Annotated in this window: 29 protein-coding genes and 1 tRNA gene; 21 read left to right on the top strand and 9 right to left on the bottom strand. The window is 61.7% G+C overall.

The window, feature by feature from the left end:
- The first annotated feature begins 15 nt into the window (after nt 1–15).
- The 9 genes from RDL77_RS21630 (at nt 16) to RDL77_RS21590 (ending at nt 10444) form a co-directional block, all read left to right on the top strand.
- The gene (locus tag RDL77_RS21630; RefSeq protein WP_374042775.1) at nt 16–996 is read left to right on the top strand and encodes an ABC transporter substrate-binding protein; all 981 of its coding nucleotides are present in this window, start codon (nt 16–18) and stop codon (nt 994–996) included.
- Nucleotides 997–1099: 103 nt separating this feature from the next.
- The gene (locus RDL77_RS21625; protein ID WP_288194656.1) at nt 1100–2638 is read left to right on the top strand and encodes a sugar ABC transporter ATP-binding protein; all 1539 of its coding nucleotides are present in this window, start codon (nt 1100–1102) and stop codon (nt 2636–2638) included.
- Nucleotides 2635–3636, top strand: coding sequence for an ABC transporter permease (locus RDL77_RS21620; protein WP_374042774.1), 1002 nt, complete (start codon nt 2635–2637; stop codon nt 3634–3636). Before RDL77_RS21625 ends, RDL77_RS21620 begins: the two co-directional genes overlap by 4 nt.
- Complete coding sequence (locus tag RDL77_RS21615; protein ID WP_288194655.1) at nt 3633–4610, top strand: ABC transporter permease; 978 nt, start codon at nt 3633–3635, stop codon at nt 4608–4610. The genes RDL77_RS21620 and RDL77_RS21615 overlap by 4 nt, the downstream gene beginning before the upstream one ends.
- 2 nt (nt 4611–4612) lie before the next feature.
- Nucleotides 4613–5635: an aldose epimerase family protein gene (locus RDL77_RS21610; RefSeq protein WP_288194654.1), complete on the top strand. Its 1023-nt coding sequence runs from the start codon at nt 4613–4615 to the stop codon at nt 5633–5635.
- 68 nt (nt 5636–5703) lie between these two features.
- On the top strand, nt 5704–7023 hold the full coding sequence (locus tag RDL77_RS21605; protein WP_288194653.1) for an NAD(P)H-dependent oxidoreductase: 1320 nt from the start codon (nt 5704–5706) through the stop codon (nt 7021–7023).
- A 46-nt stretch (nt 7024–7069) separates the two neighbouring features.
- Nucleotides 7070–8095, top strand: coding sequence for a pyruvate dehydrogenase (acetyl-transferring) E1 component subunit alpha (gene pdhA, locus RDL77_RS21600; RefSeq protein WP_288194652.1), 1026 nt, complete (start codon nt 7070–7072; stop codon nt 8093–8095).
- A gap of 12 nt (nt 8096–8107) precedes the next feature.
- Nucleotides 8108–9106, top strand: coding sequence for an alpha-ketoacid dehydrogenase subunit beta (locus tag RDL77_RS21595; protein WP_223612646.1), 999 nt, complete (start codon nt 8108–8110; stop codon nt 9104–9106).
- 3 nt (nt 9107–9109) lie between these two features.
- Nucleotides 9110–10444: an acetoin dehydrogenase dihydrolipoyllysine-residue acetyltransferase subunit gene (locus RDL77_RS21590; protein ID WP_288194651.1), complete on the top strand. Its 1335-nt coding sequence runs from the start codon at nt 9110–9112 to the stop codon at nt 10442–10444.
- On the opposite strand, the gene RDL77_RS21585 is transcribed toward RDL77_RS21590, so the two are convergent.
- Nucleotides 10425–11075: a hypothetical protein gene (locus tag RDL77_RS21585; protein ID WP_288194650.1), complete on the bottom strand. Its 651-nt coding sequence runs from the start codon at nt 11073–11075 to the stop codon at nt 10425–10427. The genes RDL77_RS21590 and RDL77_RS21585 overlap by 20 nt on opposite strands.
- A 171-nt stretch (nt 11076–11246) precedes the next feature.
- Between RDL77_RS21585 and RDL77_RS21580 the strand changes: the two genes are divergently transcribed.
- The 5 genes from RDL77_RS21580 to ptsP are packed head-to-tail and all read left to right on the top strand — an operon-like array spanning nt 11247 to nt 15963.
- Nucleotides 11247–11681 carry a transcriptional regulator GutM gene (locus RDL77_RS21580; protein ID WP_288194661.1) on the top strand — a complete coding sequence of 145 codons (435 nt, stop codon included), beginning with the start codon at nt 11247–11249 and terminating at the stop codon, nt 11679–11681.
- Nucleotides 11682–11736: 55 nt separating this feature from the next.
- The gene (locus RDL77_RS21575) at nt 11737–12495 is read left to right on the top strand and encodes a PTS glucitol/sorbitol transporter subunit IIC (RefSeq protein ID WP_223612650.1); all 759 of its coding nucleotides are present in this window, start codon (nt 11737–11739) and stop codon (nt 12493–12495) included.
- A 22-nt stretch (nt 12496–12517) separates the two neighbouring features.
- Nucleotides 12518–13534 carry a PTS glucitol/sorbitol transporter subunit IIB gene (locus RDL77_RS21570; RefSeq protein WP_288194649.1) on the top strand — a complete coding sequence of 339 codons (1017 nt, stop codon included), beginning with the start codon at nt 12518–12520 and terminating at the stop codon, nt 13532–13534.
- A 29-nt stretch (nt 13535–13563) separates the two neighbouring features.
- On the top strand, nt 13564–13941 hold the full coding sequence (locus RDL77_RS21565; protein ID WP_223612652.1) for a PTS glucitol/sorbitol transporter subunit IIA: 378 nt from the start codon (nt 13564–13566) through the stop codon (nt 13939–13941).
- Nucleotides 13942–13992: 51 nt separating this feature from the next.
- Nucleotides 13993–15963, top strand: coding sequence for a phosphoenolpyruvate--protein phosphotransferase (gene ptsP / locus RDL77_RS21560; protein WP_223612653.1), 1971 nt, complete (start codon nt 13993–13995; stop codon nt 15961–15963).
- On the opposite strand, the gene RDL77_RS21555 is transcribed toward ptsP, so the two are convergent.
- Nucleotides 15960–16721: a hypothetical protein gene (locus tag RDL77_RS21555; RefSeq protein ID WP_288194648.1), complete on the bottom strand. Its 762-nt coding sequence runs from the start codon at nt 16719–16721 to the stop codon at nt 15960–15962. The two genes, ptsP and RDL77_RS21555, sit on opposite strands and share 4 nt — an antisense overlap.
- A gap of 158 nt (nt 16722–16879) precedes the next feature.
- Between RDL77_RS21555 and RDL77_RS21550 the strand changes: the two genes are divergently transcribed.
- From RDL77_RS21550 to RDL77_RS21540, 3 genes are all read left to right on the top strand, one after another.
- On the top strand, nt 16880–17908 hold the full coding sequence (locus RDL77_RS21550) for a sugar-binding transcriptional regulator (protein ID WP_374042773.1): 1029 nt from the start codon (nt 16880–16882) through the stop codon (nt 17906–17908).
- Nucleotides 17909–18090: 182 nt separating this feature from the next.
- A tRNA-Ile gene (locus RDL77_RS21545) sits at nt 18091–18167 on the top strand.
- Nucleotides 18168–18329: 162 nt separating this feature from the next.
- The gene (locus tag RDL77_RS21540) at nt 18330–18467 is read left to right on the top strand and encodes a hypothetical protein (RefSeq protein WP_223612655.1); all 138 of its coding nucleotides are present in this window, start codon (nt 18330–18332) and stop codon (nt 18465–18467) included.
- Between the two features lie 86 nt (nt 18468–18553).
- On the opposite strand, the gene RDL77_RS21535 is transcribed toward RDL77_RS21540, so the two are convergent.
- On the bottom strand, nt 18554–18769 hold the full coding sequence (locus RDL77_RS21535) for a DUF4287 domain-containing protein (protein ID WP_288194647.1): 216 nt from the start codon (nt 18767–18769) through the stop codon (nt 18554–18556).
- Nucleotides 18770–19028: 259 nt separating this feature from the next.
- Between RDL77_RS21535 and RDL77_RS21530 the strand changes: the two genes are divergently transcribed.
- Complete coding sequence (locus RDL77_RS21530) at nt 19029–19670, top strand: bifunctional 2-polyprenyl-6-hydroxyphenol methylase/3-demethylubiquinol 3-O-methyltransferase UbiG (RefSeq protein ID WP_288194646.1); 642 nt, start codon at nt 19029–19031, stop codon at nt 19668–19670.
- A 360-nt stretch (nt 19671–20030) separates the two neighbouring features.
- On the opposite strand, the gene RDL77_RS21525 is transcribed toward RDL77_RS21530, so the two are convergent.
- Together RDL77_RS21525 and RDL77_RS21520 are read right to left on the bottom strand one after the other, a co-directional pair.
- A complete protein-coding gene (locus RDL77_RS21525) occupies nt 20031–21164 on the bottom strand; it encodes a porin (RefSeq protein WP_223612658.1) in 1134 nt (377 codons plus the stop codon).
- 401 nt (nt 21165–21565) lie between these two features.
- Nucleotides 21566–21778, bottom strand: a complete 213-nt coding sequence (locus RDL77_RS21520) for a hypothetical protein (RefSeq protein WP_288194645.1) — start codon at nt 21776–21778, stop codon at nt 21566–21568.
- A gap of 93 nt (nt 21779–21871) precedes the next feature.
- Here RDL77_RS21520 and RDL77_RS21515 point away from each other — a divergent pair, with 93 nt between their 5' ends.
- On the top strand, nt 21872–22441 hold the full coding sequence (locus RDL77_RS21515; RefSeq protein WP_288194644.1) for a TetR/AcrR family transcriptional regulator: 570 nt from the start codon (nt 21872–21874) through the stop codon (nt 22439–22441).
- Nucleotides 22442–22475: 34 nt separating this feature from the next.
- On the opposite strand, the gene RDL77_RS21510 is transcribed toward RDL77_RS21515, so the two are convergent.
- Entirely contained in the window at nt 22476–23231 is a 756-nt protein-coding gene (locus RDL77_RS21510; protein WP_288194643.1) for a DeoR/GlpR family DNA-binding transcription regulator, read from the bottom strand.
- Nucleotides 23232–23319: 88 nt separating this feature from the next.
- On the opposite strand from RDL77_RS21510, the gene RDL77_RS21505 reads away from it, so the two are divergent.
- Together RDL77_RS21505 and RDL77_RS21500 are read left to right on the top strand one after the other, a co-directional pair.
- Complete coding sequence (locus tag RDL77_RS21505; protein WP_288194642.1) at nt 23320–23904, top strand: NUDIX domain-containing protein; 585 nt, start codon at nt 23320–23322, stop codon at nt 23902–23904.
- A 26-nt stretch (nt 23905–23930) separates the two neighbouring features.
- Nucleotides 23931–24305 (top strand): DUF4406 domain-containing protein, encoded by a 375-nt coding sequence (locus RDL77_RS21500; protein WP_223612663.1) that lies wholly within the window; start codon nt 23931–23933, stop codon nt 24303–24305.
- Between the two features lie 3 nt (nt 24306–24308).
- On the opposite strand, the gene RDL77_RS21495 is transcribed toward RDL77_RS21500, so the two are convergent.
- The 3 genes from RDL77_RS21495 to RDL77_RS21485 all read right to left on the bottom strand — a co-directional run.
- Entirely contained in the window at nt 24309–25529 is a 1221-nt protein-coding gene (locus tag RDL77_RS21495; RefSeq protein ID WP_223612664.1) for an MFS transporter, read from the bottom strand.
- Nucleotides 25530–25574: 45 nt separating this feature from the next.
- On the bottom strand, nt 25575–26192 hold the full coding sequence (locus tag RDL77_RS21490; RefSeq protein WP_288194641.1) for a TetR/AcrR family transcriptional regulator: 618 nt from the start codon (nt 26190–26192) through the stop codon (nt 25575–25577).
- A gap of 64 nt (nt 26193–26256) precedes the next feature.
- Nucleotides 26257–26923: cytochrome c (locus RDL77_RS21485; protein WP_288194640.1), on the bottom strand; the 667-nt coding region annotated here is incomplete at its 5' end.

Genomic DNA, 26923 nt, shown 5'->3' with positions numbered 1-26923 from the left:
GGGAGGAAAATTCGTATGTCCATCACCCGTCGTACCCTATTGCTCACCTCGGCCGCCGGCCTCGTCGCCGCCATGGCTGCAGGCAGTGTTTTCGCCGCGTCGCCGCCGCTGAAGAAGAAAGACACCTACAAGGTCGGCTTCGCCCAGACGGAAAGCAACAATCCGTGGCGTCTGGCCCAGACCGCCAGCATGCAGGAAGAGGCCAAGAAGCGCGGCTGGCAGCTTGTCTACACGGATGCGGCAAGCTCCGCGGCCAAGCAGGTCGCCGACGTCAATTCGATGATCGCACAGGGCGTCGACCTAATTTTCCTGGCACCGCGCGAGGAAAAGCCGCTGATTCCGGCGATCAAGGCCGCCAAGAGCGCCGGCATTCCGGTCATCCTGCTTGACCGCAGCGTCGATCCGTCCCTCGCCAAGGCCGGCGACGACTATGTGACCTTCATCGGCTCCAACTTCATCGAAGAGGGCCAGCGCATCGGCGAATGGCTGGTGGCCAATGCCAAGGGCAAGACCAAGATCATCGAACTTGAAGGCACGACCGGATCTTCGCCTGCCAATGACCGCAAGAAGGGCTTTGACGACGTCATCGCCAAGCATTCGGATTTCAAGATTGTTGCCTCGCAGACCGGCGATTTTGCCCGTGACAAGGGCCGCCAGGTCGCCGAAACCCTGCTGCAGGCGCATCCCGACGCCAATGTCATCTACGCCCACAATGACGAGATGGCGATCGGCGCGATTTCCGCCATTGAAGCGGCAGGCAAGGTGCCCGGCAAGGACATCCTCGTCCTGTCGATCGATGGCGGCAAGGAAGCGGTCCAGGCCGTGGTCGACGGCAAGATTGCCGCGGTGGTCGAATGCAATCCGCGCTTCGGCCCCAAGGCCTACGATACGGCAGCCGCCTATGCCGCCGGGGAGAAAATCGCCCCGAAGATCATCAATCCGGACCAGTTCTACGATGCCGGCAATGCGGCAAAATTGTTGAGCTCCGCCTATTGATATCTGATGAAGCCAGCGCTTCCATGGAGCGCTGGCTTTTTCATGTCTGGTGCAACCCTGCATCCAGGCAAAAGTTCCGGATGATTTCAGAAACGGCTTTGCAATGGACACCGATATTCTTCTGTCGATGACAGGCATCGACAAGCGCTTTGCAGGTATCCCTGCCCTTTCCGCCGCCTCGTTCACCGTGGCCCGCGGCGAGGTGCATGCGCTGATCGGCCAGAACGGCGCGGGAAAATCGACGCTCATCAAGGTGCTGACCGGCTATCACCGGCGGGACGCGGGCGAGGTGACGTTCGAGGGCAAGCCGTTTGAAGTCGCCTCGCCGCAGCAGGCGCAGGCGAACGGCATCAGCACCATCTATCAGGAAATCAATCTGGTGCCCTACCGTTCCCTGACGGAGAACATCTGCCTTGGACGGGAGAAACGCCGCTTCGGCCTGCTCGACTGGGCGAGCATGCACCGGGAGGCAGAAAACCTGTTGCAGCGCTTCAATATCCGCGCCGATGTCCGCCGTCCCCTGATGGAATTCAACACGGCAACCCAGCAGATGGTGGCCATTGCCCGCGCCATCGGCTTTTCCGCCAAGCTCGTCATCATGGATGAGCCGACCTCCTCGCTCGACGAGCGCGAAGTCGGCGTCCTCTTCAACGTCATCCGCCAGTTGAAACAGGACGGCGTTTCCGTGGTGTTCGTCAGCCACAAGCTGGATGAACTCTATGCGGTGTGCGACCGCGTGACGATCATGCGCGACGGCCGGACGATCAGGACCGCCCGCATGGACGCAATTGAAAAGATCGAGCTCGTCTCATCCATGCTGGGGCGCAGCATTGAAAAGACTGAGGGCCACGCCACGGCCTTCACCGCGCGCGATGAAAAGAACATCGGCAAGGTCCTGCTGTCCGCCGACAATCTCGCCGTCGGGCAGATCGTCCAGGACGTCTCCTTCACCATCCGCAGCGGCGAGATCGCCGGTTTTGCCGGACTGCTCGGCGCGGGCCGCACCGAAACGGCGCGGCTGGTCTTCGGCATCGACCGCCTGAAGGCGGGTGCCATGACCTATGGCGACAAGACGTTCGAACCCCGGCGGCCCTCCGACGCCATCGCCGCAGGCATGGGTTTCTGCACCGAAGACCGCAAGAGCGAAGGCATCGTGCCGGATATGAGCGTCGCCGAAAACATGATGCTGGCGCTGATGCCGAAACTCGCCAAATCCGGGGTCATCGACGAGAAGGCGCAGCAGGAGATCGTGAAACGTTTCATCAAACAGCTCGGCATTAAATGCTCCGGACCGGACCAGAAGGTGCGCGAGCTTTCCGGCGGCAATCAGCAGAAAGTCCTGCTTGGACGCTGGTTGGCGATGAACCCGCGCCTGCTCATTCTCGACGAACCGACGCGCGGCATCGATGTCGGCGCCAAGGGCGAAATCCAGTCGCTGATCAAATCGCTGGCGGACCAGGGCTTGGCCGTGCTGATGATCTCCTCCGAGCTGGAAGAGGTCATCGAGGGCGCTGACCGGGTGTTTGTGCTGCGCGACGGTATCAGCGTCGCCGAATTCGGCCGCGCCGCCGCCACCGAAGATGCGCTCATGGGCGCCATGGCCCATGGCAATGCGCCCGCTGTCGCGGAGGCCCTGGTATGACCGACACACCCCAAATGGCGCGCACGACAGCCCGGCGTTTCGATCCCTTCGATTTCCTCGCGCGCTACGGCACGCTGATCGCGCTGCTGCTGCTGATCCTGTTCAACCTGGCGTTCACCCGCAATTTTGCAACGATACAGACGCTGAATGTGAACCTCACCCAGGTCTGCACCATCGTCATCGTCGCGGTCGGCATGACACTGGTCATTGCGACAGGCGGCATTGACCTCTCCGTCGGGTCGCTCATGGCCATCTCGGGCGCCCTGGCGCCCATGATCTTCCTCGGCAAGATCATGCCCATCGGCAATATCTATCTCGCCGTTGCCGCTGCCATGCTCGTTTCCATCGCCGTTGCCGGGCTGTTCGGCCTGTTCAATGGCTGGCTCATCTCCGCCTTCCGCATCCAGCCCATCGTTGCCACACTGGTGCTGTTCATTGCCGGACGCGGCATCGCGCAGGTCATGACCAACGGCAATCTGCAGACATTCCGCGTGCCGCAATTCCAGTTCATCGGGCTTGGCCGGGTGCTCGGCATTCCGGTGCAGGTCATCCTGATGCTGCTGATCGTCCTCGCCGCCGCATGGATGCTGAAACGGACGGTGTTTGGCCGCCAGATCATCGCCATCGGCGGCAATGAACGGGCGGCAGAACTGTCCGGCATTGCCGTCGCCAGGGTCAAGCTGCTGGTCTACGCCATCAGCGGCCTGTGCGCGGGACTGGCCGGGCTCGTCGTCATCGCCATCAACTCCTCCAGCGACGCCAATCTGGTCGGGCTCGGCATGGAGCTCGACGCCATCGCCGCGGTCGCCGTCGGCGGCACGCTGCTCAGCGGCGGCAAGGCCACCATCATCGGCACGCTGATCGGCGCCATGACGATCCAGCTGGTGCGCTACACGCTGCTCGCCAATGGCGTGCCCGATGCCGCCGCACTGGTGGTCAAGGCGGGGATCATCATCCTGGCCGTCTGGATCCAGCAGCAAGGCAGGGCGCACGCATGACCCGGACACGATGGATATCCCTGCTCGGCAGGTACGGCGTGGTGGTCGCGCTGCTGCTGCTCGTCCTGTTCGGCTGGCTGCGCTATGATTATTTCCTCGGCTTTTTCAACATATCGAGCGTGCTGCGCTACAATTCGATGTTCGCGCTGGTGGCGCTTGGCATGTGCTTCGTCATCATGACCGGCGGCATCGACCTCTCCGTGGGGTCGACCGCAGCGCTCGGCAGCGTGGTCGCCGCGCTCTTCAGCCCGCAGGGCGCATGGATCGGGCTTGGAGCCGGCGTCGGTGCCGGGCTCTGCGTCGGCCTCGTCAATGCCGCGCTGGTGACCCGGCTGAAGATCATGCCGTTCATCGCCACGCTCGCAACCATGCTGGCGGCCAGCGGCACCGCCCTGCTGCTCGCCGACAACCAGTCGGTTTCGGTCTCCTATGACAGCGGCTTTACCAGCATCGGCCAGGACAACTTTTTCGGCTTCCCCATCCCGGCATGGATAGCACTTGCCGCCTATATCGCCGGCTGGATCATCCTCAACTTCACCAGCACCGGACGCGGCGTGCTGGCCGTCGGCGGCAATGAGGATGCGACGCGCATGATGGGCCTGCCGGTGGGGCGGATCAAGTTTCTGGTTTACCTTGCCAGCGGCGGGCTGGCCGGCCTGGCCGGCGTCATCCTCGCCTCGCAGTTCGGCGCGGGCCAGCCGATTGAGGGCGTCGGCTGGGAGCTTTTTGCCATCGCCGCCGTCGTCGTCGGCGGCACCCTTTTGACCGGCGGCGTCGGTTCGGTCGGGGCAACGCTGGCGGGCGTGCTGCTCCTCGGCATTCTCTTCAACGTTCTCAATTTCGAGAACGGCAAAGGCTGGATTTCGCTCTCCGCCTACTGGCAGTCGGTCATTCGCGGCCTGTTTCTGCTCATCGTCGTTGTCCTGCAGGCGAAGCTCGCCGCGCGCGGCAATGCAGCCGTGCGGGACCACTGAGCGTGCGCGCGCTGCTCGGCCCCCAGCCCTTCGGAATGTTCGCCGGGGAACCGGTGTTCCAGGCGACGATCCAGTCGCCATCCGGTGCGCTGGCGCATGTGCTGAACTGGGGCGCTGTCATCCGCGACCTGCACATCCCCCTGGCGGACGGCACGCCGCAACGGGTGGTGCTCGGCTTCGACCACGTCGATCCCTATCCCGCCCAGTCGCCCTATTTCGGCGCGCTGGTCGGGCGCTACGCCAACAGGATCGCCCATGGCCGCTTTACCCTTGACGGCAGGGAATACCAGCTCGACCGCAATGAAGGCGGGAAACAGACCCTGCATGGCGGCGCGATGGGGACGTCGCAACGGCTGTGGACCATCGCCGACTGGAGCGCCTCGTCGGTCACGCTCGCCTTGCGGCTGCCCGACGGCGACCAGGGTTTCCCGGGGGCAATGGAGGTGCGCTGCACCTACCGCTTCACCGCGGATTCGACGCTGTGCATGGACATCACAGCGACGACCGATGCGCCGACGGTCGCCAGCTTCGCCCAGCACAGCTATTTCAATCTCGACGGGTCGGACGATATCCGCGGCCACCGGCTGCAGATTTTCGCCGACAGCTATACGCCGGTCGCGGACGACCTCATTCCGACCGGCGACATCCTGCCGGTCGACGCAACGCCCTTCGAATTTCGCGCGTCGCGCCTGATCGGCGCGCACCCGTCTGCGACCTATGACCACAATTTTGTGCTGAGCGGTGCACTCAGGGATGGCCTGCGCCATGCCGCGTCCCTCGCTGCGGATAATGGCCTTGAATTGCAGGTTCATACGAGCGAACCCGGCCTGCAATTCTACGACGGCCGGATGATCGCCCCCGGACTGACCGGCCTTGGCGGCAGGCGCTACGGGCCGCATGCGGGCCTGTGCCTGGAAGCCCAGCACTTTCCCGACAGCCCCAACCAGCCGCATTTCCCCGGTACCGTGCTGCGGCCCGGCGAGACCTACCGGCAGCACACGGAATTCCGCTTCCTGCAGATCTAGCCTGTTGCCAAGCGCCGTCTCCCGTCCTATGCCGGAACGCAAAGCAGCCGGATGAGGAGCGTTTTGGTATGGCGAGCAATGTAGCATTGACGGGATTGGCGCGGGACATGCAGGCGCGGGCGGATGCGGGCCGTCCGATCCGCATCGGGCTGATCGGCTCGGGCGAGATGGGCACGGACATCGTCACGCGGGTGGCGCATATGCCGGGCGTCGAGATCGGCGCGATTTCCGAACTGAACCTGCCCAATGCGCTCAAAGCCGTCGATATCGCCTATCAGGAACCGGGGCATTCCAGAGAAGTCAACACCGCCTCGGCCCTGACCGCGGCGATGGAAGGCGGCAGGATCGCCGTCACCGACAATGCCGACCTCATCCTCGAGAATGACCTGATCGACGTGGTGATCGATGCGACCGGCGTTCCGGCGGTCGGGGCCGAGATCGGCCTCAGAGCCATGGAGCACGGCAAGCACCTCGTCATGATGAATGTCGAGGCGGATGTGACCATCGGCGCGTACCTCAAAAGCGAGGCGGACCGCCTCGGCGTCACCTATTCGCTGGGCGCCGGCGACGAGCCGTCCTCCTGCATGGAGCTGATCGAGTTCGTCTCGGCCATGGGCCATCCGATTGTTGCCGCCGGCAAGGGCAAGAACAACCCGCTCAACATCGACGCCATTCCCGACGATTACGAAGAGGAGGCGGCGCGGCGCCACATGAATGTGCGCATGCTGGTGGAATTCGTCGACGGGTCGAAGACCATGGTGGAGATGGCGGCGATCGCCAATGCGACGGGGCTTGTGCCCGACAAGGCGGGCATGCACGGCCCCGCCGCCACGCTGGACCAGCTCAACAAGACGCTGATCCCGCAAAAGGATGGCGGGCTGTTGTCGCGGGTCGGCGTCGTCGACTATTCCATCGGCAAGGGCGTGGCGCCGGGCGTGTTCGTGGTCGCCGACATGTCGCATCCGCGCATTTCGGAGCGGATGGAGGATCTGAAGATGGGCAAGGGCCCGTATTTCACCTTCCACCGGCCCTATCACCTGACCTCGCTGGAAGTGCCGCTGACCTGCGCGCGCGTCGTGCTCTACGGCAAGGCCGACATGGTGCCTTTGGCCAAGCCGGTGGCGGAAGTCTGCGCGGTGGCCAAGAAGGACCTGAAGGTCGGCGAGACACTCGATGCGATCGGCGAATATTGCTACCGCGCCTGGATCATGACGGCGCCGGAAGCGCGCGCCGCCGGAGCCATCCCCTGCGGCCTTTTGCAGGGCGGCACGGTGACGGCACCCATCGCCAAGGGCGAACTCATCACCAGCGCCAATGCCGCCCCCATCCCCGGCTCGAAGATCGTCGAACTGCGGAAGCGGCAGGACAAGCTCGTCTATGGCGCGTGACGTCCGGCAACCAGAATTCAGGGCAAACAGCTAAGGAGTGCCAAGCATGGCTCCCGCCACAAACGCCAAATTCAAGGACGATGGCAGCAATCTTCCTTTCGCGTTCCGGCACTATTCTCCGGAGCAGCTGAAGGAAGCCCTGCGCAAGATGTATCTCATCCGCCGCTTCGAAGAGGGCGCGGAAGAATCCTATACGCGCGGGCTCATCCACGGCACGATGCACCTGTCCATCGGGCAGGAAGCCAGTGCCGTCGGCATATCCATGCCGCTGCACGACAATGACATGATCACCTCGACCCATCGCGGTCACGGCCATTGCATCGCCAAGGGCGCGGAAGTGTCAAAAATGTTTGCCGAGTTCTTCGGCAAGGAAACCGGCTATTGCAAGGGCCGCGGCGGCTCCATGCACATCGCCGATGTGTCCAAGGGCAATCTCGGTGCGAACGGCATCGTCGGCGGCGGTATTCCGATTGCCGTGGGTGCTGCGCTTTCCGCCAAGAAGCAGAAGAACGGCAAGGTCGTCATTTCCTATTTCGGTGACGGCGCCAACAATGAAGGCGCCTTTCACGAGGCGCTGAATATTGCCGCGATCTGGAAGCTGCCGGTGGTTTTCGTCTGCGAGAACAATGGCTACGGCATGTCCACCTCGACCAAGCGGTCGACGGCGGTGCCGAACGTGGCGGATCGTGCCGCCGGCTACAACATGCCGGGCGTGATCGTCGACGGCAACAACCTGTCGGATGTCGCCGAGGCTTCCAACGAGGCTGTCGAGCGGGCGCGGCGCGGCGAGGGCCCGACGCTGATCGAGTGCAAGACCTATCGCCATCGCGGCCATTCCAAGAGCGACCGCAACCGCTACCGCACCAAGGAAGAGATCGAGGACTGGATTGCCAACCGCGATCCCATCGACCTGTTCGAGACCCAGCTGAAGGAATTCGGCTTCGTCACCGATGGGGATATCGAAGCCATCCGCGCGGATGTGGAGAAGGAGATCGCCGAGGCGATCGAATTTGCCAAGAACAGCCCATCTCCCGATCTGAACAATCTCACACGCGACGTGTACACGGACTGAAAGACTTTCCAGATGAATGAGACAATCCGCGAGCTGAGCTATTCGCAGGCTATCCAGGAAGCCATGGCGCTTGCCATGGAGGCCGATGACCGGGTGTTCCTGATGGGCGAGGATATCGGCGTCTATGGCGGCGCCTTCCAGGTCACGGGCGATCTCGTGCATCGCTTCGGCGAGGACCGGGTGATGGACACGCCGATTTCCGAGCTTGGCGGTGCGGGCGTTGCCGTCGGTGCGGCGCTGACCGGCATGCGGCCGATCTTCGAGTTCCAGTTCTCCGACTTTGCGGCGCTGGCCATGGAGCAGATCGTCAACCAGGCGGCCAAGATCCGCTATATGCTGGGCGGTGCCGTTTCGGTGCCGCTGGTCATGCGCTTTCCCTCAGGTTCCGGTACGGGCGCGGCGGCACAGCACAGCCAGAGCCTGGAAGCCTGGCTCGGCCACGTTCCCGGCCTGAAGGTCATCCAGCCGTCCACGCCCTACGATGCCAAGGGCATGCTGCTTGCGGCCATCGAAGATCCGGACCCGGTGATGATCTTCGAGCACAAGCTGCTCTACAAGATGAAGGGGCCGGTGCCCGAAGGCTATTACACCGTGCCGATCGGCAAGGCGGCCGTCGTGCGCGAAGGCACGGACCTCACCATCGTTGCTTCGGCCATCATGGTGCACAAGGCGCTGGAAGCGGCCAAGGAGCTGGAAAAGGAAGGGATCAACGTCGAAGTCGTCGACCTGAGAACCGTCCGGCCGATGGACAAGGACACGATCATTGCCAGCGTCAAGAAGACGTCAAAGCTGATGTGCGTCTATGAGGGCGTGAAAACCCTCGGCGTCGGCGCGGAAGTCAGCGCCATGATCGCCGAAAGCGAGGCCTTCGATTATCTCGACGCGCCGATTGTGCGGCTCGGCGGGGCGGAAACACCGATCCCCTATAATCCGGAGCTGGAAAAGGCCACCGTGCCACAGGTGCCGGGCATTCTCGCCAGCGCCCGCGATCTCGTGAAGGGGGTGCGATAGCTCATGCCTACCGAAGTCATCCTGCCCAAGGTCGACATGGATATGGAGACCGGCCAGATCTCGCGCTGGTACGCCAAGGAAGGCGACAGCGTTTCCAAGGGCCAGCTGCTGTTCGAAATCGAGACCGACAAGGCCGCCATGGAAGTGGATGCGCCAGCCTCCGGCATCCTGCGTGACGTCAAGGCCGGCGAAGGCGCCGTCGTACCCGTTGGCCAGTGCGTCGCGTGGATTTATGCGGAAGGCGAAACCTATGCCGCACCGGCAAGCCAGCCGGATGTCGTGGAGATCGCCGTCTCCAGCGCGCCGCTGGATGCTGCCATTGCCTCGCCGGTTGCCGCGGTTGCGGAAGTCCTGCCTGTCGCAGCGGCTGCCGTAGCGGATGGTGTCCGCGCGACGCCATTGGCGCGGCGGATCGCAAGGGAAAGCGGGATCGACCTTACGTCCGTTGCGGGCTCCGGTCCCAAGGGCCGGATTCAGCGCAGGGACGTCGAAGCCAATGTTCCGCAGGCGCGGCCGGCGGCGGCTCAACCGGCTGTTACTGTTCCCGTGCAGGCCAAAACCGGTGACGCGCCGCTGCATGCGGTCTGGCTGCGGCAGGGCAACGATGCGACGCTCGCGCCTCTGGTGCTGATCCACGGTTTCGGTTCCGATCTCAACAGCTGGCGGCCGATGCTGGCCGGGACAACGCTGGATAGCCCGATCCTGGCCATTGATCTGCCGGGGCATGGCGAATCACCGCGCGACATTCCGGCGGACATTGATGCCATTGCCGCGCTGGTGGAGCGGACGATTGCCGCCCATCACGCGGGGCCGGTCGTGGTGGCGGCGCATTCCTTCGGCGCAGCGATTGCGGCCAAGGTCGCAGCGCGCGGCAACCTCGATATCCGCGCCCTGACGCTGATCGCGCCAGCCGGGCTCGGTCCAGAGATCAACGGGGCGTTCCTGCAGGGCTTCGTCCGCGCAAGGGCGGAAGCCAGTCTCGTCGCCTGGATGAAACTGCTGGTGCAGGACGAGAGCCTCCTGACCAAGTCCTTCGTCAAGGCAACGCTTGCCCAGTCGCAGGACGAAGGGTTGCGCGCGGCGCAAACGCTGGTGGCCGACCGCTTCTTCGCCGATGGCACGCAGGTCTTCGATATCCGCAGAAACCTTGCCGGGTTGGCCATGCCGGTCCGGGTGATTGTCGGCGCGGCGGACCGGATCATTCCGGCAGCCCATGCCGCGGGTCTGCCCGGCGAGATCGCCGTCCATGTCTTTGCCGGAACGGGGCACATGCCGCAGCTGGAGCAACGGGAAAAGGTCGTGCGGATTCTGCGGGAAATCAGCCGGTCGGCGGGGTAGTCGCAGTCAGGCGGCTGCCGCCCTTCGACGCGACGAGGGCGCGCTGGATGGCGCTGCGGGCGGATGCCAGGTTGGGCATGACCCAGTTTGGCTCCGCACCGAGGAACTTGTCGAGAAAGGCCACGGCGTAGCCCGGCATTTCCGTGACATTTTCCTTGTAGGACCACCAGGTCCGCAGGTCGTTGGCGCAGCTGGCGATTTGCGGCGCCGTGCCGAATTCCTGTTCGTAGATGGCGGCAATCGTGCCGACGCAGAAGTTGGTGTAGAGAAACCCTTCCGGCCAGAAGGCGATGATATCGGCCATTTCGGTCGCGTCGGCATTGGTCTGCGGCGTATGCCCCTGGACCTTGGCAGGCGCCTCGGTGATGAGTTCCTTCAGCACCAGACCGGCGGCGAAGATGATGAAGTCCTTGCGGTCGATGCGGGCGAAGGATTTCTGCTGCTCGACGGTTTCGATCCAGTTGAGGAAAGCGGCGGTCAGCTTCGTTTCGTCAATGACAAAGCGATAGCCATAATGCTCGGCAATCAGCGCGACATTCTTGCGAAAGGCCATGCGGAACCAGCGCAGCCGCCGCAGGCGGTGGCGCAGGTCGGGCGTATTCACCAGCTCATCGCGAAACAGAAAATCCATGCCGTATCTCTCTGATCAGTTCCATCAATGTCTTACGCTTCAATGCAGAGGAAGCCAAGTTTTCAATGATACAGGAAATCATACATATTGACATTGCAAAAAACAAATGTTCTATATTTTTCCGTTCCGGCATAGCATATGTTTATGACTGGACAATGGGAGGTTGAAGACATGGCGATGTGGCAATGGGGATTGCTTGCCCTTGGCGTTCTCTGGGCTTTGCAGTCGCTGGGCGTCTGGTACCAGATGCGCCATTATGGCGATGTGATGAAGGGAATTACGTCGAAATACAACGACGGATATGTCGGTGCAGGCAATGTGCGCGGACGTTTCGGCAAAGGCGTCATCGCTCTCGTGGTGGTGACGCCGGATCTCGTGGTGCAGCGCTTCCTGGTGATGCGCGGCCGTTCGGTTTTCGCGAAGTTTGCGCGGCGGACGGAATTCGAGGGAATCACGCTGAACGCCCTGCGCGCCGATCCGCTCCTATCCGGCGTGGAAGACCCGGCCCTGGCCAAGGCGGCGGAGCGCGCCATCGAGCAGATCGATCGTGCGCGTGTCGAGCCGAAGCGGCCGGGCCTGGCAGGAATCAAGACAGTCAACGCATAGGGGCAAGCCCGGGGGTGGCCGTACCCAAGCAAATGGCCGATAAGGAGGAGGGAACATGTCAATTCTAACAATGTTGGCACAGCACGCCGACGTCACGATGCACCATCTGTCGGTGGCAGGGTCGATGGTCTCGGATGCTGCGCTGCACGGTAAACAGGCTATCCACCACGCGGGCAATGACCTCGTGGTGCTGGCGCAATCCAGCGGCGATATTTCTGTCGAGGAATTCAAGAACAAGCTGCAGAACGTGCAGAAGGAAGAGCAGCTCGGCTGGCTCACCAGCGCCGGTAAATATTTTATCGGTATTTTCCAGAAGGGCGGCGAAGTCTTTGCCGGTTTCGTCACCGGTATCATCCCGACGCTCGTCGTGCTGATGACCGCCTTCTACGCGCTGACCGAACTGGTCGGCGAAGAGCGTGTCCATGGCATCGCGCGCGGCGCGGGCCGTATTGCCCTGACCCGTTACACGGTGCTGCCATTGCTCTCCGTGTTCTTCCTGACCAATCCGATGGCCTATACGTTCGGCTCGTTCCTCGAGGAAAAGCACAAGCCGGCGTTCTATGACGCTGCCGTGTCCTATGTGCATCCGCCGCTCGGCCTGTTCCCGCATATCAATCCCGGCGAGTATTTCGTCTGGGGCGGCATTCTGGTGGCCCTGCTCGAACTGGAAAAGAAGGGTCTTGTTCCCGCTGGTTATCACATCCGGGTGGCGATCTGGTACGCCATTGTCGGTCTCGTGGTCATCCTCCTCAAAGGCATGCTGACCGAGCGCATCACCGCCATCATGGCGCGGCGCCAGGGCATCGAGCTTTAAGTCAGGGGTGGGGAGAAAAACAATGTCGAAGACCTATAAACCAGTCAAAATATCCAAGGGCTCCAACGGTTGGGGCGGCCCGCTGACCATCCAGCTGACGCCGCAGCGCAACAAGGTTGTTTCCGTCACGGGCGGCGGTATTCATCCGGTCGCCCGCCGTATCGCCGAACTCACCGGTGGTGAGGCCGTCGATGGCTTCAAGGCGCCGCCTGTAGAAGGCGAAATGGGCGTTGTCGTCGTCGATTGCGGCGGAACGGCGCGCTGCGGTGTCTATCCGCGCAAGCGCATTCCCACCGTCAATCTGACGCCGGTTGGCCAGTCGGGCCCGCTTGCCCAGTTCATCACCGAGGACATCTATGTCTCCGGCGTCAAGGAAGCCAATATCGAGCTTGCCGACGGATCGCAGGAAGCCACGGTGGCGGGGGCGGCTGCCACGCCGACACCGGCAGAAATGGCCGCCGCCATGTCCAGCCGTACGGATACGGCATCGGACAACGGCGAAGGCGGCCTGATCGGGCTGATCAGTTCGGTTGGCCGGGTCATGGGCCGCGTCGTCGGCATTTTCTTCAATGCCGGCCGCCGCACGATCGATCAGGTCATCCGCAACGTCCTGCCGTTCATGGCCTTCGTGACCATGCTCATCGGCTTCATCCTCTATACGGGGATCGGCGATGTGCTGGCCCAGCCGATGGGTCCGCTTGCCAACAACATCGTTGGCCTTTTGATCATCTCGGCCATTTGCGGCCTGCCGTTCCTGTCACCCATCCTGGGACCGGGCGCGGTGATTGCCCAGGTTATCGGCGTTGCCATCATCGGTCCGCAGATCGCCAATGGCACGATTTCGCCCGCAATGGCCCTGCCTGCGCTGTTTGCCTACAACACGCAGGTTGGTTGTGATTTCGTGCCGGTCGGACTGGCGCTGGGTGAAGCCAAGCCCAAGACGATCGAGATCGGTGTCCCGGCGGTTCTGATCAGCCGCCAGATCATGGGTCCCGTCTCGGTGCTGATCGCCTGGGTTGTCAGCCTGATCGTATTCTAAACCCGATTAACAAGAAGAGGTTCGCCATCATGTCAGTTCTTTTGAAAACACGGGTAACAGCCGTGGGTCCCGAGGTGGCGGACCTCGCAGAGGGAGGCGTTGTCATCCTGTTTGCCGATGGCGCGCCGCCGGAACTTGCCGAGGTTTCGATCCTGCATCTGGTCGACGGCACGCCGTCGGCAACAACGCCGCCGGTCGGTTCGGTGATCCGCATCGGCGATCTCTCGGCCAAGATAACCGGCATCGGCGACTATGCCTGGCAGAAAGTCCGGGACATCGGCCATGTTGTCATCACATTCAACGGGTCCGATCATGTTGACCGTCCCGGTGAAATCTGTGCATCGGAAGTGGATACCGACGAACTGGTTTCAACCCTCAAGGTGGGGGCGACGATCACCATCGGATAGGGTTCAGGACTGACAGGCCGAAACAGAACGAAATACCAAAGAGAGTAAAGCATGGAACGCTCGACGATTGTGCGGGTGCATGACGGATTGCATGCGCGGCCAGCCACCCGGTTTGTCAAACTCGCCAAGAGTTTCGAATCGGATATCGAGCTGGTCAAGGATGACAGGTCGGTCAGCGCCAAGAGTTCAGTCAAACTCATGCTGCTTGGCGTCAAGGAAAACGAGGAAATCACCGTCCGCGCAACCGGTGCCGATGCCATCGAAGCCATTGAGGCGCTGATCGGCTACCTCGAAAACCCGCATGCGGGGATCGAAGATGACGGCGCGGTCCAGCCGCCGAAGCCGGATGCCGGGAAGCCCGCCGCGAACAGGCCTGCGCATGGTCCTGCCGCCGATGGTGCCCTGCGCGGTGTCGCTGCAAGCGAAGGCGTGGCCGTCGGCCCCGTCTACGGGTTTTTTCCCGCAGAGATCAAGCATGAGAACCGCCCGCTGGCGGCCAACGCCATCGCCGACGAGGTTTTGCGGCTGAAGCAGGCCATCGCCACCGTGCAGAAGCGCATGGACGCCTCGCTGTCGGAAGCCGGATTGGCGGACAGTGACCGGGGCATCGTCGCGGCACTGAAGGATATCGCCAATGACGACGAACTGACCGGCGGGGCGATTGCCATTGTCGAAGGCGGGATCGACGCGGTTTCGGCGGTGATCGGCGCGACATCGAAGATCGCCTCCGATTTCGCCACCATGGACGATCCCTATCTCAACGCCCGCGCCGACGATGTGAATGCGGTCGGGCGGCAGATATGCCTGGCCCTGCTGGGGCAGGAAGACGTCAACCTTGACACCATCGCCGAGGGTTCGATCCTGGTTGCCGAGGATATCGGCGCCTGGGATCTCGCCCGCGCGCCTTTGAAGCGCATAGCCGGGGTGATCTGCGGCCATGGCGGCGCCACCTCGCATGTCGCCATCATCGCCCGTGCCCATGGCATTCCCGCCGTGCTTGGCCTTGGCCGCGCCGTGCTCGATTTGAAGGATGCCAGGACCGTTGCGCTCGACGGCGACAGCGGCGCGGTTTTCGCCGATCCGGATACGGCCGTCGCCGATCGTTTTCAGGCGGCCATTGCCAAGGCAGATGCGGAAAAGCGCGCGCTGACCGCCTATAAGGACGTTACGCCCCGGCGCGCCGACGGCACGGTCATCGACATTGCCGCCAATATCGGTTCGCTCGAGGAAATCGATGCGGCGAAGGAAGCGGGCGCCATGGGCGTCGGCCTGTTCCGCACCGAACTCCTGTTCATGCGCCATATCCACCTGCCGTCGGAAGATCTGCAGGCGGAAACCTATTCCAGCCTCGCCAAGGCCTTTGCGCCGCATACGGTGATCGTGCGGACGCTCGACATCGGCGGCGACAAGCCGATTGCCGGGGTCGACTTTCCCGATGAGGAAAACCCGTTCCTCGGCTGGCGCGGCATCCGTATGTGCCTGGACCGGCCGGATATCTTCAAGCCGCAGCTGCGGGCGCTGCTGCGCGCCGCTGTCCACGGCAACATCAAGGTGATGCTGCCGATGATTTCGGGTGTCGGCGAGGTGCAGGCAACGAAGGCGCTGATCGAGGAGTGCGCCGGGGAACTGGCCGCCGCTGGCACGCCATTTGCGCATTTCGATCTCGGTGTGATGATCGAGACACCGGCCGCCGTGCTGATTGCCCCGGCACTGGCCAGGGAAGTCGCGTTCTTTTCCATCGGCACCAACGACCTGACGCAGTACATCATGGCCGCCGACCGGCTCAACCCGACGGTGGCCAAGCTCAATGACGTGACCCATCCCGCCGTCATGGCCGCCATTGAACTGACGGCAAAAGCCGGGGTCGATGCGGGCATCATGGTCGGGATGTGCGGTGAGGCCGCCGGGCGCCCGGACCTGATCCCGGCTTTCATCGCCATGGGGCTGACCGAGCTGAGCATGAGTCCGTCATCGATCCAGCGCGCCAAGAAGTGCGTTCTGGACGGTGCTAAAACCGCTTAAGGCAGGACCGGAATCAGGAAGGCGAAAAGACCGGACAGCGCATCCGTCCGGTTTTTGCCCTGCGTGGCCTCGGTGAGGCTGGTGTGGCGGGCTTTCAGTGCCAGCAGCGCACTCTCCACCAGCTTTTCGTCGCCCGGCTCTTCATTGTCGCTATAGCTGGCAAGGCCGATGGCAAGCGCAATGGCGGAGAAGCACAGGAACCGGGTCGCCATGTCCGGGCCGTTGTCACCCGGCATATGCGGCGGCAGCGGCTGGGCCTGGTGGCTGGACTGCAGTTCAAAGGTCAGGACCGCGCAGGCATCCGATATCTCGGTCAAGCCGTTCGTGCGGGTTGCCGCCTTGATGCGGTCGGCATGCCGGCGAATCATGATCGCATGGACGGAGGCAAAGGTCGCCTCGTGAACCACCGGGTTTTCGCTGCCGAGAACGGTAAAAATACGTTTCGCCAGATAATAGACATCGCGGCGGAACAAGGCTTCGCCCCTGGCGCTGTCGGCGGGGAAATAGGCGTGCAGGCTGCGCGCCTCGATGGTGGCCGAATGGGCCTTCGGGTCCTGCGACACCAGCGAAATCGAGATTTTTTCGGCCACGGTCAGCGCCTTGTCGACGACGCGGGCGGCATGACCCAGCAAAGCTTCCGGACCTTCAGGGGCGGCCGTCCTGATCTTGTCGCTGCGGCTGGCCCGGATCATGTGCCGGACATCGCGCAACCGGTCCTTGAGGCCGACGACAATCTCGTTTGAAATATCCCTGATCATGTGGCAGACCTCGACTTGCAAAGTGGATAATGCTTTGTATCTGCTTTTGGTGACTTGCTAAACAATATTCTGCCGGAGTGTACTGTGCACGGCGTTGTTTTGTCAGCACACAAATCTGGCACCGGCAGGAAACGGATACGAGCAATAGGGGGTGTAAAGTGACCGATCGACGCAAGCGGGCGACTAGCGCGCCGAACACTCCGAAAAAGGCCCCCCTGGATATCGGGCAGCCCGATACGAAAATCAGCCGCATGCGCATGCGCGCCGCCTGGATGTATTACATCGAGCAGATGACCCAGAACGAGATTGCCGAAGTGCTCGGCGTCGGCCGCGTGACCATCGTGCGCATGCTGGCCGAGGCGCGCGCCCGCAACGAGGTCAAGATCGGCATCCAGGGCTATCTGTCGGACCTGATTGCGCTGGAACGGCAGGTCGAACAGCAGTTCGGGCTGGAGAAGGTGATCATCGCCCCGTTGTCGCAGCCCGACAACGATCCGATACCGGCCATCAGTGCCGCCACCGGCGATTATCTCTCGGGCGTGGTGGCCAACGGCATGCGCATCGGCGTCGGCTGGGGGCGTACCCTGCTCAGCACGCTGTCCTATCTGGAAGCGCGCGCGCTTGACGATTTTACCGTGATTTCGCTGCTTGGCGGCATCAGCCAGCCGCGCCGCTTCAACCCGGCGGAATTCGCCTGGCAGTTCGCCCAGCTGTTTCAGGGCAACGGCTATCTCATTCCCGCCCCGGCGCTGGTGGACAGCGTCGAGACCCGAACGGCGCTGATTGAGCGCTGCGGCCTGAAGAGCGTGTTCGAGATGGCCGAGGATCTCGACCTCGTGCTGCTCAGCGTCGGCGCCATCGAAACGGCATCGAGCACGCCCTACCGCATCGGCTTCCTCAATGAGGAACACCAGTCATCCCTGGCGGAACGCGGCGCGGTCGGCGATATCCTGTTCCACTTCTACGACCAGCAGGGGCGCCTCGTCGACCACCCGATTCATGATCTCGTCATGTCGGTGGGCATCGAGACGCTGCAGAAGGTTCCGGTGCGCGTTTTGACATCCGGCGGCAAGGAAAAGATCAACGCCCTGCTTGGCGCGATGAAATTGATCCGCCCGACGGTTTTCATCACCGACGAGGAAAGCGCGCGCCAGTTGCTGGTGCTGGCCGGGCAGGAACAGCGCTGACCCGTCCGCGCCGTGCCGGTGCGCCCGCGCAAGCGCATGAAAACCCACAGGAGTTGTGGATTTTCAGCCCGAAATTGCCCTATCGGGCGGTGAGATCAAATCGGGCATTGCATTCGTGATTTTTCCCGCTATTGATCGCGGGGAAGACGGGCGGCAGCCATAGGGTTTGCCGCTTTCAGGTGGGGCCTGTAGCTCAATTGGTTAGAGCCGGCGGCTCATAACCGCTTGGTTGGGGGTTCGAGTCCCTCCGGGCCCACCATTCTTCCAAATCATGCAACAAAATCAATATATTCATGCCGCCGTGCTTCGATTGGCCTGGCGGCGGACCATCACTCTTTGTTGCAGTCATGATTTTGGCCGACATCGCCGTTATCATGGTTTGCAGCCGGGCTTTGACCGGCAACGAGGAGGCGTTGGCGGAATGGTACAAATATTGGAAGAAAGCTGGATTCTGATTATTGTCATTCTGGCCGCCGTTCTGACGACGGGTCTGGTCTTGACGGTGAAGAAACTGGAACGCGACGATAAGCGCTGGCCGCACAAGGGCCCGGATAAATAGAGCGCAGCAATCGTCGCCCGGATCGCAAGAGCCTCTCTGCCCTTCGGGTGGAGGCGCTTCGATGTCTCGGCCGGGCAATGGCGCAATCAGCTTCCGGTCTGCGCCCGAAAATGCGCAACCAGGGCGTTGGCGTGCCCGTGCCCCATATTGTGCTGAGTTTTCAGGACGGCGACCATCGCCATATGTTTCTGATCCGGCACGCCCGCCAAAACCGTCAACCAGTGGTCGATGGGTTTGCCATAGGTCTTTTCGATGGATGGAAAGTAGGAAGCGGGCCCTTTTACCGTGTTGTTCCCAGTCATTGCGTGATCTCCCTGTTCGCCTGTCATGGATGTAGCCACAGGACGAACGGCATGGCCACGTTCCGACACTGTTGCAAACTTTTTGTGCCATTCCCGCTGCGTTCAATCAATGGCGCGTGCCTTGAACAACGGCAAATGTGCGTTAGAACTGAAGCCGTCAGGAGAAACGCCGGCTATTCCGTTCGGATCAAACCCGGAATGGACTGCATGCAACCTGCCATCGACCGGTTCCCGCATGTGAAAGGCAGAAGAAACCGCCATGAGCACAGCCAGCGATGCCCGTTTCTGGGACCGGACGTCGCGCAAATATGCCAGGGGTGCGATTGCTGACCCGGCCGGCTATGAGCGCACGCTGGAGCAGACCCGCGCGCTGTTGGCACCGCACGACCGGGTGCTCGAACTTGGCTGCGGAACGGGAACAACGGCGCTGCGGCTTGCGGGCGATGTGCAAAGCTATCTTGCCGTGGATATTTCCGCGGGCATGATCGCCATTGCCCGGGAGAAACAGACCGCCGGCCCCGCCATCCCGGCGCTTGCCTTCCGCGCGGCGACCGCCGAGGATTTGGCGCCCGGCGTGGAGGAATTCGACGCGATCCTCGGATTCAACTATCTGCATCTGGTCCGCGACCTGCCCGGTACGCTGCGCCGCATCCATGCCCTGCTTGCAGCGGAGGGCCTGTTCATTTCCAAGACACCCTGCGTCGGTGAGATGAACCCGCTCATCCGGCTCGCCTTGTTGCCCGCAATGCGTGCATTGCGGCTGGCACCCTATGCGGGCGTGTTCCGCGCGGCGGAGCTGGGTGAGCTCATATCTGCCGCAGGCTTCGACATTCTCGCCGCCGAAAACCACGCAACCGGGGGCAATGACAACCGGCCCTATATCGTGGCGCGCAAGAGATGACGGCAATCAGCGATGCCAGAGCATCCAGATCTGTTGGAATGGCCGGCCTGATCTCAATTGCCATGGGTTCCCCTAAGCCTCGCAAGCCCGGTCTATTGTCTGGCTGATACCATGTGCAGCGCCCATACCATCGCATACATGTTCTCATCCGGTGCGCCGTTTTGCGCTGGCTGCCAAACGCCAAAAAACGGCGGGCTTGCGGCCCACCGTTCCAAGGTAATGACGTGACTGGAGATCTCATCATCGAGACCCGGACATGCAGTCCTTCTACATGGCCAGGTACAATTGATAAATGCTTTTTGGGCCGTGGCCGTATAACCCGGGGGCGAGCCCCCGGGGATCTCTCCAAATCGCAGCGGATTAGAAGTTGCGCTGGAAGCGGATCATGCCGCCGAACGCATCGTCATTGCCGCCGTTGGCGATCGAGGCAGCCTTACGCAGGCCATCGAACTTGGTGTATGTGACTTCCGGAGTGATCGTGAAGCCAGGAACCAGTTCGTAAGCAAGGTTCAAAGTACCCGAGTATGTGCCTTCGGATTCGTAAGCGAGCTGTGCGTTGACGGTTGCCTTGTCGGAAACCTTGGCGGACAGGCCACCCCAAACAGCCCAGTCACCGGTCCATGTACCGAACCAGTTCTGGTTCCTGCCGGAGTCATCAAAGTTCGACTGATAGCCGCCCATGACGAATGCCTTGACAGTGTCGGTGAACTTCACGTCCAAACGGAGCTTGCCAGCCCATTCTTCGATAACGGAGTCATAACCGACGACGCCCGAAAGACCGCCCCAAGCCTGTTCATACTTCGCACCGGCGAGAACATGCGGCATGTAATCGTCGATCTGGTAGGACCGGGCGGTTCCTGTAATCGGAAGGCCCGTTACAGGATCAATGGCGGCATAGCTGCCCGAACCCTGTTCAGCAGCGATGATCGCCGAGAAGCCGTTGCCAGCTGTGAAAGTGTAGCTGACCTGGTTGGACTGACCGGACTGGTAGTTGATCACGTCGTCGTTCAGCACGTCACCGGCATAACCGGTCCACGAACCGAAGACTTCATCCGTCGTACCGATGCGGAAGCCGCCGAGTTCGATATAGGCGTGAGGAATCGACGCGCCCTTGTTGACGCCGTTGTCGTAGTTGAACTGTGTTTCAATGTACGAACGCAGCGTGCCGAGTTCGGTTTCCGAACGGGCATCGAAACGCACGACAGCGCGCGAGCGCTTGAAATAGGTGCCATCGCCATTGGGATCGCTACCATTATTCACGTGACCGCCGGAGTATACGTCATCGCCGCCCTTGGCGTCGTAACGGACATAGCCGCCGATCTTCAGGCAGGTCTCGGTGCCTGGAATGTAGAAGAAGCCTTTGCCGTATGCATCGCAAACGCGAACATATTCGACAGCTTCCGGCTCGGCGACAACAACTGCGTCAGCAGCGCGGGCGCCGGATACTGCAACGAGAGCTGCAGCTGAGCCCAGTAGAATACTTCTGATAGTCATATTGGTCCCCCAAAAGGTCTTGATTGACCTATACTGCTTAGTGCAGTTTTACCGAGGACAGCAACTGCCAACTCCAAGTTGTATAGCGGTTGGACTCGCGTCGTTGCAATTATGTCACAAATTTGACGTCAATTCATAGGTTGCAACATTAAACCATTGTAAAATAAATGGAAATAATTGGTGGTATTTGGCAATTCCGTCAAAACCATCGCCTATCACCGATATATCTGACCGAATCACGATATGTGCGGTTGTATATTGCAACTTATAATGGCGTATAAAACTAGGAATATACTTCGTTGCGGTATTTTACCCGGTATAAATGCCGGGAATGCTTGGGGGATAAGGCTTTGCGGCTTGGCTTGTAGCTATTCCGGACAATTCTGGTTTCTTCTTGCTACTCAGTCCTCGCCGCACTGCCATCCCCGCAAGAGATCGAATGGTTCCAGGCCGTCCCAGCCTTGCGGCATCCTCGTCTCCGGCTTGCGCCCGCCAAGGCCGCGCAGGGCGGAATAGCCGCTGAGATCAAGCAATCGTTGCCACAATGGAGGAGCGGGTGATGGTGCGAACGCTGCTTCGCACCCTGTCAAATGGCGTTCCTGCTGGTCAGACATCGGCATTCTCCCTGAATGGGCCGTTCGTTCTATGGCAATCGCCATAGAACCTAGCACTAGACCGATCGCCATACAACATGCATAATACGGCCCATGCCACGTCCATCAGATGCAAAGACCCGCTTTATCGATACTGCCGTCGTCCTGTTCCAGGCGCACGGCTACCACGGTGTGGGATTGACCGAGATCATCGCCAAGGCAAAGGCTCCGAAGGGATCCTTCTACTTCCACTTTCCCGGCGGCAAGGAAGAACTGGCCGAGCACGCGGTGCGCAGTGCCGGCGGTTATATCATTCACGTCCTGAACAAGAGTTTTCGCGATGCGCCGACGTTCCGGGCCGGGGCGGAACTGATGATCGCGCGTCTCTACGATTCATTCGAGGCCTCCGGCTGGACCCTCGGCTGTCCCATCACAAGCGTGCTTCTGGATACCACGCCAAAATCCGAGCGGCTGTCGCTGGCGATCAAGGACGTCATGGAAGGCTGGATCAGCAGTTTCGCCGAACAGATCGCGCGGTTTCACCCTGGCAAGGACGCGCGGGCATTCGCCATGAAAATTCTGGTGTCGCTGGAAGGTGCCTGGATATTGGCGCGGATGCTGCGCTCGCGCGAGCCGTTTGACCAGGTGATGAACCTGATTGCCGAAAACGAGGCTGACCTCTAGAGCCCTTCCTTTCTCTATTGGAACAGGACGGGCTCTAAGCCCTGGTGACGGTCATCCCCGCCTTGCGGTAGGCTGCGATGGTTTCCTCCGCCGTGCTGCGTTCAACAACCAGGCCCTGTGCTTCATTCATCGGCAAAATCACGTAAGGCGATGCGGCTCCCAGTTTTTCGGAGGAGGCGAGAACGATGGTTTCCGCCGCATGGCGGGACAAGGCTCGCTTGATGACAGCTTCTTCGGAATCGCCTGTCGTCAGGCCGATTTCCGGGTGAATGCCGGTGACGCCCATAAAATAGATGTCGGCACGGAATCGGGCGATGGATTCGATGGCCGATGCACCCACGGCGACGACAGAATGTTTGAACAGCCGCCCGCCGATCATCTCCACCGTCATGCCGGGATGAGCAACGAGCTCGACGGCAATGCTGGGGCTATGGGTGACGATGGTTGCCTCGAGCCCCGGCGGCAAATGGCGGACGAGCTGCACGGCCGTCGTGCCGCCGTCGACAAACACAACCTGTCCGGGTCGGATCATGGCTGCCGCGGCGCGGCCGATGGCTTTCTTTCCATCGGTGGCAATGGCCTGGCGTCCCGAAAAGTCGGCAAGGGCAGGCGAGGCGGGCAGAGCTCCGCCATGCACCCGCTGCAACAGTCCCTCCGCCGCCAGCTCGCGCAAATCCCGGCGGATCGTATCTTCCGACAGGTTGAGTTGCTCGCTCAGGGTCTTGGCGACGACCTGTCCTGTATCCTTCAGAACCGCGAGAATATGCGCCTTGCGCTGTTGCGTCAGCATGTGGTCCTCAAAATATTGCACGATATTTCTTGACTCTGCACGAAGTTGCACGTTTTATCAAGCCAATCCTGTCCCATGGTGGTGCCCAATGACCAAGCTTGCCGACCGTGTCCGTGTCCGGACCGTGAAAATTCTTGCCGATGACTGGTTCGTGCTGAAAAAGACGACATTCGATTATCTGCGCCGCGACGGCACGTGGCAGACGCAGAACCGGGAAACCTATGATCGCGGCAATGGCGCGGTGATCCTGCTCTATGACAGGGCGCGGCGCACGGTCATCCTGACGCGCCAGTTCCGCTACCCCGCCTTTGTCAATGGCTGCAGCGAGCTGTTGATCGAGGCGCCCGCCGGGCTGCTCGACAATATCTCGCCGGAGGAGCGCATCCGCAAGGAAGCGGAGGAGGAGACCGGCTATCGCGTGCAGCATGTGCGCAAAGTCTTCGAAGCTTTCATGAGTCCGGGGTCGGTGACCGAAAAGCTTTATTTCTTTGTCGGGGAATACACCTCGTCGGACCAGGTTTCGGATGGCGGCGGCGAAGCAGCCGAGGGTGAGGATATCGATGTCCTCGAACTGCCCTTTGCCCAGGCGCTGGCCATGATCGGCAGCGGCGCCATTCAGGACGGCAAGACAATCATGCTGCTGCAGCACGCCGCCCTGCACATTTTCGCTTGATCCTCACAAAACATACGGAGAAGAACATGCTTATTCTGATCGCCGGGCCATACCGGTCCGGAACCAATGACGATGCCGGCAAGATGGCTGACAATCTCAAGCGGCTGGAGGAAGTGTCCTGGCCGCTGTTTCAGGCCGGACATCTGCCGATGATCGGCGAATGGGTGGCCTTGCCCGTATGGCATGCGGCGGGCGGCAAGACGATCGGCGATGCGCTTTACGACCAGATATTCCATCCGGCGGCCGGGCGGCTGATCGCGCTGTGCGATGCGATCCTGCGCCTGCCCGGCGATTCAAAGGGGGCGGACAATGATGTCCGCCTTGCCAATGAGCGGGGTATCCCGGTCTATTACCGGCTGGAGGACGTGCCGGGCTGCGGGGCTTTGGCAGCCCCACATTGAGTTTCATGTGGCGGGCACCAGCACGGCGCGCTTTTCCGTGGTGAAATAGAGAAGCGCCAGCACCGGAAGGGCAAAGCCGATCCAGGAGGTCAGCCACCAGCCGCCATGGGCAAAGGCCCAGCCGCCGACGGCCGAACCGATGGCGCCGCCGGCAAAGAATGTCGCCATGTAAAGCCCGTTCAGGCGGTTGCGGTATTCCGGTCCGAGCGAGAAGATCGCCCGCTGTCCCAGCACGAGATTGGTGGTGACGCCAAAGTCGAGCAGGATGGCGGCTGCCGTGAGCAGGCCGAGCGCCAGTGCCGAGCCATGCGGCGCCAGATGTGTCATCAGAAACGATGCCGATACCAGCAGCAAGGCAAAGATCGTTGCCGGGCGCGTCAGGCCGCGATCGGCCCAGCGTCCGGCAATGGGGGCCGCAATGGCGCCGGCAACACCTGCCAGCGCAAACAGGGCAATACCGCCCTGCGACAGGCCGAATTCCGGTCCGGCCAGCAGCAGCGGTGTCGTGGTCCAGAACACGCTGAAGGCTCCGAACATGCAGGCCTGATACAGCGCGCGGCGCTGCAGGATCGGCGTTGTCACCGCCAGACGGCCCATGGATGACAGCAGGTGGCGGTAGGCGAGTTTCGAGGCGGGAACCCGCTTCGGCAGGGCCAATGCCAGCACGATCATCAGGACGATCATCGCGGCGGAGGAGAGGTAGAACACCACGTGCCACGAGGAAAACTGCGCGATGAAGCTGGAGGCGGGGCGCGCCAGCATGATGCCCAGCATCAGGCCGCTGACGACATTGCCGACAACCTTGCCGCGTGCGGCTTCCGGAGCCATGTGGGCGGCATAGGGGACGAGGATCTGTACGGCGACCGAGCCGAGCCCGATGAAGAGGGCGGCGGCGAGGAACGGCAGGGGATGGGTGACCAGTCCGGCAGCGAGCAGCGCCGCGGCACCGGCGAAAATGACGGTCAGGATCAGGCGGCGGTTTTCGAAGAGATCGCCCAGCGGCACGATCAGCAGCAGGCCGAGGCCGTAGCCGATCTGCGTCAGCGTGACGATGAGGCCGGCGGCTGCCGGTGACATGCCAAGTTCCGCGCTGATGGGCCCGGCCAGCGGCTGGCCGTAATAGAGGTTGGCGGCAATCAGCCCGCAGGCGGTCGCGAGCAGCAGCGTCAACCACGGGGAAATGGCCGGATGATCAGACGGGGTGTCTGAATGGGGGGAGGACATGAATAACTCCTTGGGAGGGAATTGAGCGTTTATTGATGGATGCGATCAGGTCAGGGTTTTCATGGCCACGGTCACGGCGGCCATCATTTCTTCGCGTGTACGGCCGGTTTTTCCGACAACGCGCATGCCCTGGACCAGACAGAGCAGCAGCCGCGCCGTCGCCTTGCCATCGACATGGGCGGGCACCGAGCCGTCATTCTGGCCCAGCTCGATCAGGTCCCGCAGCACGGCTTCATTGCTATCCATGGCAGCCGCGACTTTTTTCGCGACCTCCGGGTCGAACGTTGCCAGCTCGCTGGCGCAACTGACGACAAGGCAGCCCAATTTCCCCGTCTGGCCATGCGAGACATCGGCATAAAGGGTCAAGGCGTCACGGATGCGTTCATAGCCCGTCTTTTCCGTATCGATGACGGCGCGCAGCTTGCCGCTGCGCACGGTCCGGTACCGGTCAAAGGCTGCCAGAAACACGCCGCGCTTGTCCTTGAACGCCTTGTAGACGCTGCCTGAAGCCAATTGCATGGCGTCGGTCAGATTGCCGATCGAGGTGGCGTGGTAGCCGCGTTCGCTGAAGACGCGCAAAGCCTTGTCGAGCGCTTCGTTCATATCGAATTCGCGGGGGCGGCCACGGCCGCGCATGGTGTCTGATGCGGTGGTTTCGGTCATGCCCTAATATAGGGAAAGATCATTCCCTAAATCAAGGGTTACCTCTCATATCCTGCCTTTCAGTCTATTGCGTGCGCGCCTTGGCCACATCCGCCGGGGTAATGGCCGATTGCTTGCCGCCGAAATGCCCCAGCACATAATTGCTCAGCGCCGCGATCTCGACATCCGAATAGGCATTGGCGAAGGCCGGCATGGACTGCCTGCCTTGCGGCGTTGTCATATGTGCGCCTTTCAGGATGACCTGTATGAGGTTGGTGCCGTCGGGATCGTTGACCGTTCGGCTGCCTTTCAGCGCGGCATAAGGCGTCTGCAGGCCTTCACCGTTCCAGCCGTGACAGCTGGCGCAGGCGCCCTGGAAAAGCTTCAGCCCGAGCCCATCCTGCGTTGCCGCGTCCGCAGCCGGGGCATAGGCAGTGGAGACGGCGAGCGCAGCGGGTTCCGCTTCGACCACAGCCTTGTCGGTGGACGTCTGCGGCGGTACCGATTTCACATAGGTGACGATGGCCTTGATGTCTTCCGGCGTCAGATGACGCAGGCTGAAGTCGACGGCTTCCCCCATGCTGCCGGTGGCGGCGCCGCGATTTTCCGCGTGGCCCTTCGAGAGGTAGTCGAAGAGCTGCTGGTCGCTCCAGCCGCCGATGCCGGTGCGCTTGTCCGAGCTGATATTGTAGGCCTTCCAGCCCTGCAGTTCGGCTCCGGCAAACTTCTTGCCGTTGTCGACTGCATAGAAG

This window comes from uncultured Phyllobacterium sp. (assembly GCF_902479695.1).
Taxonomy (GTDB): Bacteria; Pseudomonadota; Alphaproteobacteria; order Rhizobiales; family Rhizobiaceae; genus Phyllobacterium; species Phyllobacterium calauticae.
The sequence above is the reverse complement of the archived record's forward strand: the minus strand, read 5'-3'. Positions and strand labels throughout refer to the sequence as shown.

Bases quoted from the DNA above. Each gene is read 5' to 3' on its own strand.
- RDL77_RS21630 (WP_374042775.1), top strand. From the start codon at position 16: ATGTCCATCACCCGTCGTACCCTATTGCTCACCTCGGCCGCCGGCCTC.
- RDL77_RS21625 (WP_288194656.1), top strand. From the start codon at position 1,100: ATGGACACCGATATTCTTCTGTCGATGACAGGCATCGACAAGCGCTTT.
- RDL77_RS21620 (WP_374042774.1), top strand. From the start codon at position 2,635: ATGACCGACACACCCCAAATGGCGCGCACGACAGCCCGGCGTTTCGAT.
- RDL77_RS21615 (WP_288194655.1), top strand. From the start codon at position 3,633: ATGACCCGGACACGATGGATATCCCTGCTCGGCAGGTACGGCGTGGTG.
- RDL77_RS21605 (WP_288194653.1), top strand. From the start codon at position 5,704: ATGGCGAGCAATGTAGCATTGACGGGATTGGCGCGGGACATGCAGGCG.
- pdhA (WP_288194652.1), top strand. From the start codon at position 7,070: ATGGCTCCCGCCACAAACGCCAAATTCAAGGACGATGGCAGCAATCTT.
- RDL77_RS21595 (WP_223612646.1), top strand. From the start codon at position 8,108: ATGAATGAGACAATCCGCGAGCTGAGCTATTCGCAGGCTATCCAGGAA.
- RDL77_RS21590 (WP_288194651.1), top strand. From the start codon at position 9,110: ATGCCTACCGAAGTCATCCTGCCCAAGGTCGACATGGATATGGAGACC.
- RDL77_RS21585 (WP_288194650.1), bottom strand. From the start codon at position 11,075: ATGGATTTTCTGTTTCGCGATGAGCTGGTGAATACGCCCGACCTGCGC.
- RDL77_RS21580 (WP_288194661.1), top strand. From the start codon at position 11,247: ATGGCGATGTGGCAATGGGGATTGCTTGCCCTTGGCGTTCTCTGGGCT.
- RDL77_RS21575 (WP_223612650.1), top strand. From the start codon at position 11,737: ATGTCAATTCTAACAATGTTGGCACAGCACGCCGACGTCACGATGCAC.
- RDL77_RS21570 (WP_288194649.1), top strand. From the start codon at position 12,518: ATGTCGAAGACCTATAAACCAGTCAAAATATCCAAGGGCTCCAACGGT.
- RDL77_RS21565 (WP_223612652.1), top strand. From the start codon at position 13,564: ATGTCAGTTCTTTTGAAAACACGGGTAACAGCCGTGGGTCCCGAGGTG.
- ptsP (WP_223612653.1), top strand. From the start codon at position 13,993: ATGGAACGCTCGACGATTGTGCGGGTGCATGACGGATTGCATGCGCGG.
- RDL77_RS21555 (WP_288194648.1), bottom strand. From the start codon at position 16,721: ATGATCAGGGATATTTCAAACGAGATTGTCGTCGGCCTCAAGGACCGG.
- RDL77_RS21540 (WP_223612655.1), top strand. From the start codon at position 18,330: ATGGTACAAATATTGGAAGAAAGCTGGATTCTGATTATTGTCATTCTG.
- RDL77_RS21535 (WP_288194647.1), bottom strand. From the start codon at position 18,769: ATGACTGGGAACAACACGGTAAAAGGGCCCGCTTCCTACTTTCCATCC.
- RDL77_RS21530 (WP_288194646.1), top strand. From the start codon at position 19,029: ATGAGCACAGCCAGCGATGCCCGTTTCTGGGACCGGACGTCGCGCAAA.
- RDL77_RS21525 (WP_223612658.1), bottom strand. From the start codon at position 21,164: ATGACTATCAGAAGTATTCTACTGGGCTCAGCTGCAGCTCTCGTTGCA.
- RDL77_RS21520 (WP_288194645.1), bottom strand. From the start codon at position 21,778: ATGTCTGACCAGCAGGAACGCCATTTGACAGGGTGCGAAGCAGCGTTC.
- RDL77_RS21515 (WP_288194644.1), top strand. From the start codon at position 21,872: ATGCCACGTCCATCAGATGCAAAGACCCGCTTTATCGATACTGCCGTC.
- RDL77_RS21510 (WP_288194643.1), bottom strand. From the start codon at position 23,231: ATGCTGACGCAACAGCGCAAGGCGCATATTCTCGCGGTTCTGAAGGAT.
- RDL77_RS21505 (WP_288194642.1), top strand. From the start codon at position 23,320: ATGACCAAGCTTGCCGACCGTGTCCGTGTCCGGACCGTGAAAATTCTT.
- RDL77_RS21500 (WP_223612663.1), top strand. From the start codon at position 23,931: ATGCTTATTCTGATCGCCGGGCCATACCGGTCCGGAACCAATGACGAT.
- RDL77_RS21495 (WP_223612664.1), bottom strand. From the start codon at position 25,529: ATGTCCTCCCCCCATTCAGACACCCCGTCTGATCATCCGGCCATTTCC.
- RDL77_RS21490 (WP_288194641.1), bottom strand. From the start codon at position 26,192: ATGACCGAAACCACCGCATCAGACACCATGCGCGGCCGTGGCCGCCCC.